At 70.4% G+C, this 12,430-nt stretch carries 14 protein-coding genes; 10 read left to right on the top strand and 4 right to left on the bottom strand.

Going from position 1 to position 12,430, the window contains the following annotated elements:
• Positions 1–8: 8 nt before the first annotated feature.
• From ACZ5Y9_RS16225 to ACZ5Y9_RS16210, 4 genes are all read right to left on the bottom strand, one after another.
• A complete protein-coding gene (locus tag ACZ5Y9_RS16225) occupies positions 9–962 on the bottom strand; it encodes a phosphoglycerate dehydrogenase (protein WP_464471843.1) in 954 nt (317 codons plus the stop codon).
• Positions 962–2,467 (bottom strand): xylulokinase, encoded by a 1,506-nt coding sequence (xylB, locus tag ACZ5Y9_RS16220; RefSeq protein ID WP_464471842.1) that lies wholly within the window; start codon positions 2,465–2,467, stop codon positions 962–964. Before xylB ends, ACZ5Y9_RS16225 begins: the two co-directional genes overlap by 1 nt.
• A gap of 7 nt (positions 2,468–2,474) precedes the next feature.
• Complete coding sequence (locus ACZ5Y9_RS16215) at positions 2,475–3,059, bottom strand: glucose-6-phosphate isomerase family protein (protein ID WP_247624460.1); 585 nt, start codon at positions 3,057–3,059, stop codon at positions 2,475–2,477.
• Positions 3,060–3,192: 133 nt separating this feature from the next.
• On the bottom strand, positions 3,193–3,729 hold the full coding sequence (locus ACZ5Y9_RS16210; protein WP_464471841.1) for a CGNR zinc finger domain-containing protein: 537 nt from the start codon (positions 3,727–3,729) through the stop codon (positions 3,193–3,195).
• A 39-nt stretch (positions 3,730–3,768) separates the two neighbouring features.
• Here ACZ5Y9_RS16210 and ACZ5Y9_RS16205 point away from each other — a divergent pair, with 39 nt between their 5' ends.
• The 10 genes from ACZ5Y9_RS16205 to prpB all read left to right on the top strand — a co-directional run bounded on the left by ACZ5Y9_RS16205 (position 3,769) and on the right by prpB (position 12,396).
• A complete protein-coding gene (locus tag ACZ5Y9_RS16205) occupies positions 3,769–4,740 on the top strand; it encodes an EamA family transporter (RefSeq protein ID WP_464471840.1) in 972 nt (323 codons plus the stop codon).
• Between the two features lie 92 nt (positions 4,741–4,832).
• On the top strand, positions 4,833–5,141 hold the full coding sequence (locus ACZ5Y9_RS16200; protein ID WP_247624463.1) for a hypothetical protein: 309 nt from the start codon (positions 4,833–4,835) through the stop codon (positions 5,139–5,141).
• A complete protein-coding gene (locus ACZ5Y9_RS16195) occupies positions 5,138–6,349 on the top strand; it encodes a hypothetical protein (protein ID WP_464471839.1) in 1,212 nt (403 codons plus the stop codon). The genes ACZ5Y9_RS16200 and ACZ5Y9_RS16195 overlap by 4 nt, the downstream gene beginning before the upstream one ends.
• A gap of 55 nt (positions 6,350–6,404) precedes the next feature.
• On the top strand, positions 6,405–7,013 hold the full coding sequence (locus tag ACZ5Y9_RS16190; protein WP_464471838.1) for a hypothetical protein: 609 nt from the start codon (positions 6,405–6,407) through the stop codon (positions 7,011–7,013).
• Positions 7,006–7,572: a hypothetical protein gene (locus tag ACZ5Y9_RS16185; RefSeq protein WP_464471837.1), complete on the top strand. Its 567-nt coding sequence runs from the start codon at positions 7,006–7,008 to the stop codon at positions 7,570–7,572. The genes ACZ5Y9_RS16190 and ACZ5Y9_RS16185 overlap by 8 nt, the downstream gene beginning before the upstream one ends.
• Positions 7,562–8,362, top strand: a complete 801-nt coding sequence (locus ACZ5Y9_RS16180; RefSeq protein ID WP_464471836.1) for a hypothetical protein — start codon at positions 7,562–7,564, stop codon at positions 8,360–8,362. Before ACZ5Y9_RS16185 ends, ACZ5Y9_RS16180 begins: the two co-directional genes overlap by 11 nt.
• Complete coding sequence (locus ACZ5Y9_RS16175; RefSeq protein ID WP_464471835.1) at positions 8,355–9,197, top strand: hypothetical protein; 843 nt, start codon at positions 8,355–8,357, stop codon at positions 9,195–9,197. Before ACZ5Y9_RS16180 ends, ACZ5Y9_RS16175 begins: the two co-directional genes overlap by 8 nt.
• A gap of 81 nt (positions 9,198–9,278) precedes the next feature.
• Complete coding sequence (locus ACZ5Y9_RS16170) at positions 9,279–9,965, top strand: GntR family transcriptional regulator (RefSeq protein WP_464471834.1); 687 nt, start codon at positions 9,279–9,281, stop codon at positions 9,963–9,965.
• Positions 9,962–11,488, top strand: coding sequence for an MmgE/PrpD family protein (locus ACZ5Y9_RS16165; RefSeq protein ID WP_464471833.1), 1,527 nt, complete (start codon positions 9,962–9,964; stop codon positions 11,486–11,488). The genes ACZ5Y9_RS16170 and ACZ5Y9_RS16165 overlap by 4 nt, the downstream gene beginning before the upstream one ends.
• Positions 11,488–12,396 carry a methylisocitrate lyase gene (gene prpB / locus ACZ5Y9_RS16160; RefSeq protein WP_247956958.1) on the top strand — a complete coding sequence of 303 codons (909 nt, stop codon included), beginning with the start codon at positions 11,488–11,490 and terminating at the stop codon, positions 12,394–12,396. Before ACZ5Y9_RS16165 ends, prpB begins: the two co-directional genes overlap by 1 nt.
• The last annotated feature ends 34 nt before the right edge of the window (positions 12,397–12,430 follow it).

The raw sequence follows: 12,430 nt of genomic DNA, 5'->3' as shown, positions 1-12,430 counted from the left end.
GGGTTCTCCTACGGGGCGGTCACGGGGAAGCGGGGGTCGGAGCCCTTCAGCACGGCGATCACGTCGTCGAGCGAGAGGGAGCCCATGTTGTCGACGGCCTGGGTCGTCTGGGCGCCGAGGTGCGGGGTGACGATCACCCGATCGGCGAGGGCATCGGCGAGCAGGGGGCTGTTCTTCGCAGCCGTGTCGCCGTCGAGGGTGTCGGCCGCGTAGCCGGCGAGGATGCCGTCGTGCAGGGCGTCGGCGACCGCGGCCTCGTCGATCAGGTCGCCGCGGGCGGTGTTGACGATGACGCTGCCGCGACGCATGCGGGCGAGTCGGCCGGCATCGACGAGCAGCTGGCCGCCCGGCGCATGCAGCGAGATCAGATCGGCCGTCTCGAACAGCTCGTCGAGCGCCGTGGGCGCGGCGCCCGCGGCGCGCACGACCTCGGCGGGGAGGAACGGGTCGGCGGCGAGGATGCGGCATCCGAATCCGCTCAACCGCTTCGCGACCCCCTGGCCGATGCGGCCGAAGCCCACGATCCCCACGGTCGCCGCTCCCAGCTCACGGCCGCGGCGCACTCCCCAGTCGCCCGCCCGCACCCGGCGATCGCCGTCGGGCACGAACCGCAGGGCGGCGAGCATCAGGCCGACCGCGTGATCGGCGACGGCATCCGCATTCGCGCCGGGAGTGTTCGACACCGGGATGCCGCGGCTCCGGGCCGCGGCCAGATCGACCGCCTCGGTGCCGACGCCGTAGCGCGCGATGATCTTGAGCTTCGGCGCCGCGGCGAGATGCGCGCCGGTGACGGGGCCGGTGCCGGCGATCCAGGCATCCGCCCCGTGCAGCAGCACGCGCAGCTCGTCGAGGTCGTGGTGCGCGGGGCCGCGGAGGATGCGGTGCCCGGCGACCGCCGCCCGCTCGACCAGGTCGAGGTCGCCGTCGGAGAACGAACGGCTGGTGACGAGGATGACGCCCATCAGTTCGTCGTTTCGACGCTCGGTCGCCCGGCGAACCAGGGGGCGAGGGCCGTGTACGCCTCGGTGAAGCGCGCGTGGCGCTGGGCGTAGACCGCGTGGCGGGCAGGGTCGGGCGTGAACTCGGCGGTGACCTCGCTGAGCGCGCGGGCGGCCGAGAAGTCGGCGAGGCCGAGGCCGACGGCGCCCGTGACCGCGGCGCCGAGGCTGTTCGCCTCTTCGACGATGGTGCGACGGCGCACCGGCACGCCCCACACATCGGCGAGCACCGAGAGGTACACATCGCTCTGCGCGCCGCCGCCGACCGCGTCGATGCGGTCGATCGTGGCGCCCGAGGCGCGGAACGCCTGGATGCAGGTGAGCAGGTTGAACGCGGTGCCCTCGAGCACCGAGCGCACGAGGTGCGCACGGGTGTGGTGACGGGCGAGACCCACGAAGGCGCCGCGGGCGTCCGGATCCCACAGGGGGGAGCGCTCGCCGAGCAGGTAGGGCAGGAAATAGAGCTCGTCGGTGTCGACGTCGGCGGATGCCTCGGCGGTGAGCCGCCCCGTGTCGGGGTGCGCCGGGTCGGCCGAGAGCGCCTCGGCGATCCACTGGACGGATGCTCCGCCCGCCTGCATCGTGGCGGTGGGCACGAAAGACCCCGGCACGACGTTGTCGAACGTGAAGGTGCGCATCGCCGGGTCGTGCAGCGGCGCATCCGCGGCGAACGAGATCCACGACGAGGTGCCCAGGCACACGTAGGCGCCGTCCTCCGGCGCGACCACGCCCGAGCCGACCGCGGCGAGCGGGCCGTCGCCGCCACCCATCACCACGCGCACGCCCGTGTGCAGGCCGAGGGCCTCGGCCGCGGCATCCGTCAGCGGGCCCGCGATCGCGGTGGAGTCGAGGATCTCGGGGAACAGCGCGGGGTCGAGACGTGCCGCCTGCAGCACCTCGCTCGACCACGTGCCGGTGCGCTGGTCGTAGGCGTTGGTGCCCGAGGCGTCGGAGCGGTCGGTCGCGAGGCGACCGGTGAGGCGCAGCACGATGAAGTCCTTCGCGATGCAGAACCGGCGCACACGCGCCCAGACGTCGGGCTCGTTGTCGCGCACCCACATGATCTTCTCGACCGAGTAGGTGGGGTTCAGCCGGTGGCCCAGGATGCCGTAGGCGTGCTCGGCGCCGAGCGCCTGCTCGAGCTCGCGCTGCTGCGCGCCCGAGCGGGTGTCGGCCCAGATGATCGCCGGGCGGGCGGGCTCGCCGTCGGCGTCGAGCAGCACGGCGCCCATCATCTGACCGCCCACGACGAGACCCGCGACCTCGGTGGGGAGGGTGCCGGTCTTCGCGAGCAGGGTGCGGGTCGCCTCGACGACCGCGTTCCACCAGTCGAGCGGGTTCTGCTCGGCGACACCGCCCGCGGCGAAGTGCGCGGGGTAGGGCACCGTGACCGATGAGACCAGGCGCCCGTCGTCGTGGTGCAGCGAAGCCTTGTTCCCCGTGGTGCCGAGGTCGTGGGCGATCAGCATGGCCGGCTCAGCTCGCGGTCGTGTACGGGCGCAGGTCGGCCGAGCCGTCGGTGCCGCGGTAGGCGCGGGATCCCATGCCGTGTTCGAGCACCCAGCCGTAGTCGTGACCGGCGCCGCCGGGGTACACCGCGAGGAACGCGTAGGGCTCGTCGCCGGTGTTGATCGAGCGGTGGGCCCAACCCGGCGGGATGTACCCGATGGTGCCGGGCAGCATGTCGAGCCATTCGGTGCGCTCGCCGTCGAACATGAGCAGCCCGCCGCGACCCTTGAGCGCGAGGTAGATCTCGCCCTGGTGGTTCGGGTGCTGGTGGCCCTTGGTCATCCAGAGCTCGCCGGAGGTGTCGCCGGGCATGATCGTGGTGATCGACTGGGGCAGCTCGCGATCGGTCTCGGGCACGGGCGAGCTGACGACGGTGTAGACGACCGGGTTGTCGCCCTCGGCTGCGGCCTTCCAGGCGTCGTGGTCGAGGAAGAGTCCCTCGAGGTCCGACATCCGCCGGGTGAGAGTGGGGCCCTCGGGCGAGAGGGTCAGCTTCTCGGCGTCGAAGGCGATCGCCATCGGCTGGATCGGCGGGGTGTGGAAGGTGGGCATCGGTGCTCCTCGTCGCGCAGCGTCATTGCTGGTCGGGCATCGCGCCACAACCTGTCATTACAGGTGAGCATACCTGTTACTACAGGTTGGCGTCTACATCCATCTGCGCGTGGTCTGCTGCGCAGGTGCGCAGCTATCCCTCCGCCTGCCGGGCGCGGTACGCGGCCACCGCGTTGCGGTTCGCGCAGGTGGGGGAGCAGTAGCGCTTGGACCGGTTGCGGCTGAGGTCGAGGGCGATCGCCTCGCAGGTCTCGTCGTCGCAGATCGAGAGGCGGGAGCCCTCGTCCTGCCGGATCACGTCGACCAGGGCCATCGCGGTCTCGATCAGCACGCGTTCGGCGAGAGGCCGTTCGTCGCCGACGGCGTGCAGGTGCCAGTCGGTGTCGCCGTGGCGCACGAGCTGCGGCGCGACGGGGGTGTCGGTGAGCACGTCGTTCACGCGTTCGGCCATCTCGTCGCGCGGCGCGAGCAGCAGGGTGCGCAGGCGCGGACGGATGCTGCGCAGATCGGCGAGTTCGGCCTCGTCCCGGTCGAGTCGGCCGGTGTAGGGGAACTCCTCGAGGAACGTCTCCTCGTCGGCGAGGGTCTCGAGCGTGTCGGGGTGCTCGGCGGAGTTCACGAGCCAGACGGATGCCTGCAGGGCATCCGTCGTGTCATCGGTGAAGATCATATTGACATCTTACATTCGCCGCGAGTAGCGTCACCTGCCATGAGCACTGTGACCGATGACGTGCGGACGGCGCGCGGCGTCAAGCTGGGTCTCCCGCTGGCGATCGGCGCCGCCTTCGCGTTCGGCATGTCGGGTGGGTGGGCGCGCGGTCTGATCGACGCCGGGTGGACGCCCGGCGCCGCCGTCACCGCGCGCATCTGGGTCGCCGCCCTCGCGCTCCTCATCCCGACGATCCTCACCCTGCGCGGGCGCTGGCACCTGCTGCGCCGCAACGCCGGGATCATCGCCGCCTACGGACTGCTCGCCGTCACCGCGACGCAGCTGTTCTACTTCCAGGCCGTCGCCGTCATGGACGTCGGGCTCGCCCTGCTCATCGAGTACACGGCGCCGGTCGCCGTCATCCTCTGGCTCTGGATCCGCCGGGGCGAGAAGCCCAGCCGCCGCAGCATCCTGGGCGCCGCGATCGCCTTCGTCGGCCTCGTGCTCATGCTCGACATCGTCGCCGGTGCCGACGTCAACGTCGCCGGCATCCTCTGGGCGCTCGGCGCGATGGTCGGCGCGGCCACCTACTTCGTGCTGTCGGCCAAGGCCGACACCGGACTCCCGCCGCTCGCGCTCGCCGGCAGCGGACTGCTGCTCGGCGCGGTCGGGCTCACGATCGCCGGGGCCGTCGGCATCCTCCCGATCGCCTGGAGCACCGACGACATCGCCTACCGCTTCGGCACCGTGCCGTGGTTCGTGCCCGTGCTCGCGATGGGCGTGCTCGCGACGGCCCTCGCCTATCTCTTGGGGATCGCCTCGACGCGGATGCTCGGATCGAGGCTGGCCTCGTTCGTCGCGCTCGCCGAGGTCGTCGCCGCGCTGCTGTTCGGCTGGCTGCTGCTGGGGCAACTGCCCGATCTGCTGCAGGCACTGGGCGGAGCGCTCGTGCTCGCGGGCGTCGTCGTGGTGAAGCTCGGCGAGCCCGCGCCGCCCGCGGAATTCGTCGAGCCGGTGCCGGAGGGGCGCTGAAACCTCATCGATCGGAAGGGGATGGGTCCTTCTCCCCATCGCGACCCCGCGACCCTCGCCTTTATGCTGGTGCTCGGAATCGGAGGGGCGATATGGCTGATGGGGTGGAGATCCCGCTGGAGTCGATGCGGGAGCTGAGCACGGCTCTCGGGGCGATCATGGCGGAGTTCGGCGAAGCGGGCGCTGGTGCCCGGACCGGACGGTTGCTCGAGGCGATCGACGAGCCGATGGGCGACACGCGGCTCTCCCGTGCCGCCGACGAGTTCGAGTCCGCCTGGGACGACAAGCGCGAGACGCTGCGCCGGGAGCTCGAAGAGATGAAGACCCGCATCGACGATGCCCGCGACGGGTGGATCGAAGCCGACAACGAACTCGCCCGGAGCATGGAGACGCAGGAATGACCGAGAACTCCTACATCTACTCGCAGGCCGAGATGCCGCACACCCCCGGCCGACGCGAGGTGCGCACGATCGACGGTGACCCCGGCGCGATCGCCGCGCACGCCGCCGACATCGAGGCCCTCGGCGAGAAGATGGCCCGCGCCGCACGCACCCTCGAACTCTTCGCCGACGGGACGGTCGGCAAGGGGGAGTCGTTCGAGGCGATCCGCGAGCAGGCGAAGAAGGTCCACGCCGACCTGTCGACCGCGGCGTCGCGGTACCGGCCGAGCGGAGAGGCGCTCGCCGCCTACGGGCGCAGCCTCTCGACCGCGCAGGGCGAGACCGGCTGGCGGGTGAGTGGAGCGGAGCGCACCTGGCAGGAGGTCAGGGCCGCGTCGACTGCGCTCGGCGGCGCCACCGCCGACCGACTCGAGTGGGAGCGCAACGAGCGCAACGACGTCGAGCAGACTGGCACGGCGCCCACGGATGCTTCGGAGCAGGCCGCCTTCGACTCCGCCGTCGAGGATTGGGAGTACTACTGGTCGGGCTTCGACGCCCCGACCGAGACGTGGGAGAACGCCTACGAGACCTCCTGCTCGAGTCTCGAGCAGGTCAACGAGGACGGTGTCTCCGACAGCTTCTGGGACAACTCGATGCCGTTCGTCGAGGCCATGCTCGCGGTGCTGCTCGTCGTCGGCATCCTTCTCATCATCGTCGCGTTCGTCGTCACGGGTCCTCTCGCCCTCCTGGCGGGCGTGCTCGCCGCCGTGGCTGGCGTGCTCAGCCTGCTGGGCGAGATCGCCAAGCTCAACGCCGGCCGTGGCGATTGGCAGAGTGTGGCTCTCGCGGCGATCGGCATCATCCCGTTCGGCAAGCTCGCGAAGTTCGCGACCTTCATCAATCCCGGTAAGTTCCCGACGATCGCCGCCATCTTCCGTATCGGTGGCGATGATTTCGCGCAGTACGCCGGCAAACTCGACGACTTCCTGAAGACGCGGATTCCCGACCTCTTCGAGGGGGCTCACGGGCTCAACTCGCAGAACCTCATGCGAATGCTCTACACCCCGAGGTTCCTCACTCAGGGCAACGAACTGGTCGGAGGGTGGCGTGCGGGTTGGCAGGCGCTTGCCGGCAACCCGACCAACGCCGCGCAGGCGATCGGCGGGGCGACGGATGTGTATGTGAGAATCCTCGGTACCCTCACCGGCCTCAACAGTGCGCTGAGCTAGAGCCAGTAGGCTCGATACCGGCATTCGACGCCGGTCGATACCAGGGAGGCTCCCGATGTCGTTGCGCGCCGAACTCGTCGGTGGATCCGCGGGCATGCCCGCGTTCGCCGTCCTGCTGCCCCCAGGGTGGGAGGCCACTGATGCTTCTTTCACTTCGATGCGCCCCCGGCTCGACGCGGTTCTCGATCAGTTCCCGGTCGCGAACCGGGCGGTCATGCGTGCGCGGGTCGAGGAGATGATGGCGACGGCGCGTGCGGATGCCTCTCGCGCCGAGATCGTGCGCGTCTTCGCGCCGGCAGGCGCCGACCCGAAGAATTTCGTGCCGGTGAGTCTCGTCGCGTCGTGGCTGCGCGCACCCGGCGGGGGTTCGCTGCAGGACGTCGGGAGCGGCCTGATCGCGAACCGAGGTGCGGCCCCGCTCGATCCCGCGGGTACGATCCTCCGGTGGGATGCGGATCAGCGCAGTGAGGTCGAGGGAGGTGAGGTCGATATCGCCGGTTCGGGATATCTGATCCCGGTTCCCGGACACCCGACGGTCGGGCTGATGTTCCGCTCGCAGATCCTGCGTGGCGCCGACGGCGCGCAGCTGCCCGATGAAGCGATGAACGCGATTTCGCTCCTCTGCGACAGCATCGTGGCCAGCGTGCGGTGGCGACGTGGCTGAGCTGACGATGCAGGCCGATCCCGAGATCTGGCAGACCGTTCCCGGAGTCGACGAGGCCGCCGCCTGGTACGAGCGGCAGGTCGCGTCCGCGCCGGAGAACGCGCGCGAAGCTGTGGCCACGGCATCCGCTCTGGCGATGGGAGCGCGCGTGGACACGGCGCTGAGCGCCGTGCTTTTGCTGTGCGATCCGTCCGCAGAGCTGTACGCGATGCTCGGGATCGCGGCGCTCGACGGCGTGCCCGCGCCCGCGACGGGCCAGGGTGCGGTCGGCATCGCCGAGGCGCTCGTGCCCAGTCCCTGGCCGGGCGAGGCGCTGCCGCTCGACTTCGGCGGCGTCGCGGGGTGGCGAGTCACCCTCTTCGATGAGCAGGGCGCTGTCGGCGACACAGAGGTCGCACTGCCGCAGACCGTGTCGACCGTCTACGTGGCGGACGTTCGCGGGCGCTGCGTCGTGGCCGCGCTGTCGTCTTTGACGCCTCTCGCGGCAGCCGCGGTTCAGGGGCTCGCCGAGCAGGTGGTGGCGACGTTCGACGTAGAAGGAGATGAGAATGTCGACTGAGCGCACATCGACACGGCCCGCACAGCGCGAACTCTTGGATGCTGCGACGGCGGAGGTGAACGCTTTCGAGCGGGTGGGTCGCAAGGACCTCGCTCTCGAGACCTGGCACGCAGCCCGGGAGGCTGCAGACAAGGCGCGGCGCGACTGTTGGGCAGGGTTGCGGGCTCGATATGGTGCACGGTACCCGCGATGGGGTTGGGCTTCCTTCACCCTGCTCGGGGCCGCGCTCTGCGCGGCCGTCGCAGCGGTGCTCACCAGCGGATTCCGATTCAACCCTGCGGAAACAGGGACGATCGCCGCCGCACTTGCGGCGATAGCTGCGATCGGCGATCTTCTCGTGGTCCTTTCGAGTCGCTTCCGTCCGATGAGTCAGGGCACGCTTCGATCTCAGGTGATCGTCACGATTGCCCTCGTCCTCGCTGCTGCGTTCCAGGTGTCGCGCGGCCTGCCGACCGCGCCCGTCGTGATCGGCGCCGCGGTGATCGGCATCGGTGCACTCATCACCTACTTCGTGGTACGCGCCGCCGACCCGGAGGGCGCGGAAGAGATCGACACGGCCATCAATGTGGCGCTTGATCGCATGCGCCCCGAAGTGGCGGCTACTGAACAGCGGATGCGGGCCGACCTCGCCGCGCAACTGACTGCGTCGGAACAGGCGAGCATCGTCGGGTCCCGAGGACCGGTTCCTGCCGGGGGGCCGGTAGATGCGAGCGCGCCGGCAGGTGGTGTGATCATCGCAGTCCTCTTGGATACGTGGATACCTGAAGTTCTCCGCGCATCCGATGCCTGAGGGCCTCGCCGAGCAGGTCGCCCGCACCTGTTCGAACCTGCCGACGAACCGTGCGCATATCGATGCGAAAGAGGTCGAGCGCACGGCGTTCGGCGTGGTCGGACACCCCGACCTCGCTTTGCGGGTCTGGGAAGAGGCGCACGCGGCGGCCGTCGAGGCCTGGCGCGAGTGCCGACGGCGGATGCGACGGGAGTACGGCGCCCGGAGTCCGCATGGTGGATGGGCGATCTTCGTGCTGTTCGCCGCCCTCCTCGCGGGAGCGGTGTCCGCCGCCGTTGCCAGCGGGTTCCGCAGCGACCCCGCGCAGACGGAGGTACTGCTCGCGGTGCTCGTCGGATTCTCCGCGCTGGCGGACCTCATGGTCCTCGCCGCCACCGGCTGGCGTCCGTGGAACTGGGCCGCCGTGCGGATGCAGATCGGCCTCGCGATCGCCCTCGGCGCCGCCGTCGCCTTCCAGCTCTCCCGTCCGGAGATGTGGGTGCTGCCGCTGGTGATCGCCGGGGGAGTGATCGGCGTGGGCGGAATGCTGCTCGTGCTGCTCGTGCGGATGCTGCGCCCCGAGGAGAGGCTCGAGATCGACACGGTGATCAACGTCGCCGTCGAGCGCATGCAACCCGAACTCGATGCACGCGCAGCGGAGATCCAGGCCAACGCATCCGAAGAGCTGGGCGTCGAAGACAGCGCGCGCATCGTCGCGCTCCGCACAGCAGTGCTCGCCGATCTCGCAGCCGAGGGGATCGTGCTCGAGCCCGTGCCCGAGCAGACGCCGGCCGGCGGCGCGATGATCGCAGCGCTCACGGCCCACTGGCATCCTTACTCGCGCCAGAAGGCGTGAGCAGCCGCGGAGTGTATACGTCAGGTGCTTGCTCGCAGTCGAAGAGCGCCGCACGGACGCCTTTGTGTATACACTAAAGTCATGACACTCTCCGCCGAGCGCACCACCGCCGGCGATCGCGCCTACGCGGCGCTGCTCGACGGCATCCAGTCCGGGGCTCTCCCCGCGGGCTCGGTCCTCGGAGAGGTCGAGCAGGCCGCGCGGCTCGGCGTCAGCCGCACACCGCTCCGCGAAGCCCTGCGTCGTCTGGCCGCCGACGGACTCGTCGTGCAGCAGTCGCCGCGCGTCACGGTCGTGGCCGACCTCGATGCGGATGACATCCGCGAGCTCTTCGAGATCCGCCGCGCGCTCGAAGAGACCTCGGCCCGCCTCGCCGCCACCCGCGGAGACGCCGCCGTCTTCGCCGCACTCGCCGAGGAGTTCGCGCACGTCGATCTCGTAGCGAGCGAAGGCCGCGACGCCTACTACGCCCTGATCGGCCGCTTCGACGCGGCCCTCGATGCGGCCGTCTCCAACGACTACATCGCCGCCGCGCTGCGCACCGTGCGCACGCACCTCGTGCGCGTGCGGCGCATGGCCCGCGACAAGCCCGACCGGCTCGCGGCATCCGCCTCGGAGCACCGCACGATCGCCCGGGCGCTTGCCGCCCGCGACGGCGACCTCGCCGCCCACGCCACGCACGTGCACCTGCACAACGCGCTCACCGGCATCCTCGACTCCCTCCCCGCCGATCCGGCGACAGCCCCCGCGACCGAAGGAAGACCATGACCGTCACCCACCACGTCCGCGTCCACCGCAGCGACGAGAACCTCGCCCGCGAAGACCAGCTCGCCTGGAAGATCGCCGAGGTCGCCGCCGACCCGGTCGAGGTCGAGCAGCCGGTCGTCGACATGATCATCAACCGCATCATCGACAACGCTTCGGTGGCGGCGGCCTCCCTCACCCGCGCCCCGATCAACGCCGCCCGTGCGCAGGCGTTCAGCCACCCGGTCTCGACCGGCGGCGTCGGCGCCAACCTCTTCGGCCCGGCCCTCGACCACCGCACCAGCCCCGAGTGGGCGGCCTGGGCGAACGGCGTGGCCGTGCGCGAGCTCGACTACCACGACACCTTCCTCGCCGCCGAGTACTCGCACCCCGGCGACAACATCCCGCCGATCCTCGCGGTCGCGCAGCACACCGGCGCCGATGGTCGGGCGCTCGTGCGCGGCATCGCGACCGGTTACGAGATCCAGATGGACCTCGTGCGCGCGATCTGCCTGCACAAGCACAAGATCGACCACGTCGCCCACCTCGGCCCGTCGGCCGCCGCCGGCATCGGCACGCTCCTCGGGCTCGACGTCGAGACGATCTACCAGGCCGTCGGCCAGGGGCTGCACACCACCACCGCCACCCGCCAGAGCCGCAAGGGCGAGATCTCGACGTGGAAGGCGCACGCCCCGGCCTTCGCCGGCAAGATGGCCGTCGAGGCGGTCGACCGGGCGATGCGCGGTCAGACCAGCCCCGCCCCGATCTACGAGGGGGAGGACGGCGTGATCGCATGGATGCTCGACGGCAAGGATGCCGCGTACGAGGTGCCTCTGCCCGCCGCCGGTGAGGCGAAGCGCGCGGTCCTCGACTCGTACACGAAGGAGCACTCGGCCGAGTACCAGGCACAGGCGTGGATCGATCTGGCCCGCAAGCTCGGCACCGAGAACCCGGCCCTCCGCGACCCGGCGAACATCGAGGCGATCGTGCTGCACACCAGCCACCACACGCACTACGTGATCGGCTCGGGAGCGAACGACCCGCAGAAGTACGACCCGACGGCGTCGCGCGAGACGCTCGACCACTCCATCCCGTACATCTTCGCGGTCGCGCTGCAGGACGGCGGCTGGCACCACGTCGACTCCTACGCTCCGTCGCGCGCGGGTCGGGAAGACACCGTCGCGCTGTGGCACAAGATCACCACGGCCGAGGATGCCGAGTGGACCCGTCGCTACCACTCCGAGGACCCGGACGTGAAGGCGTTCGGCGGTCGTGTCGAGTTCCGTCTGACCGACGGCTCGACCGTCGTCGATGAGATCGCCGTGGCCGACGCGCACCCGCTCGGCGCCCGCCCCTTCGCCCGCGAGAACTACATCGCCAAGTTCCGGCTGCTGGCCGAGCCCGTGCTCGAGTCCGCCGAGATCGAGCGCTTCCTCGAACTCGTGCAGCGCCTGCCCGAGCTGACCGCGGCCGAGGTCGGCGAGCTGTCGATCGTCGCGAAGCCCGGCCTGCTCGACGCCGCGGACGCTCCGAAGGGCCTCTTCTGATGCTGTACTCCACCACCACCCCGGCCGAGAAGCGCCGCGTGCTGCGCGAGCGCCTCGCGAGCGGCGAGCTGCTGCGTTTCCCCGGTGCGTTCAATCCGCTGAGCGCGCGCCTGATCGCTGAGAAGGGCTTCGAGGGCGTCTACATCTCGGGCGCCGTGCTCTCGGCCGACCTGGGGCTCCCCGACATCGGACTCACGACGCTCACCGAGGTCGCCGGCCGTGCCAAGCAGATCGCCCGCATGACCGATCTGCCCGCGATCGTCGATGCCGACACCGGGTTCGGCGAGCCGATGAACGTCGCGCGCACCATCCAGGAGCTCGAGGATGCCGGACTCGCCGGCATGCACATCGAAGACCAGGTGAACCCCAAGCGCTGCGGGCACCTCGACGGCAAGAGCGTGGTCGACGAGAGCACGGCGATCAAGCGCATCCGCGCCGCCGCCGATGCGCGCCGCGACGAGAACTTCCTGCTCATGGCGCGCACCGACATCCGGGCGATCGAGGGCTTGGATGCCGCGATCGACCGCGCGAAGGCGCTCGTGGATGCGGGTGCGGATGCGATCTTCCCCGAGGCGATGCGCGAGCTCTCGGAGTTCGAGGCGATGGCGAACGCGCTCGACGTGCCGATCCTCGCCAACATGACCGAGTTCGGGAAGAGCGAGCTCTTCTCGACGTCTCAGCTGCAGAGCGCGGGCGTCAGCATCGTCATCTGGCCGGTGTCGCTGCTGCGCACCGCGATGGGCGCGGCGGGCCGCGCGCTCGATACGCTGAACACGGACGGGCATCTCACGTCGATGCTCGGAGAGATGCAGCATCGCGCGGATCTCTACGAGCTCATCGATTACGAGTCGTACAACCACTTCGACTCGGGTGTCTTCAACTTCACGCTCGACCAGCCCGGTCGCTGAGCGCCGCAGCACACGAAGCAGCACACGAAGGAGT

The sequence above is a fragment of the Microbacterium sp. T3-8 genome, assembly GCF_055398145.1.
The sequence above is the reverse complement of the archived record's forward strand: the minus strand, read 5'-3'. Positions and strand labels throughout refer to the sequence as shown.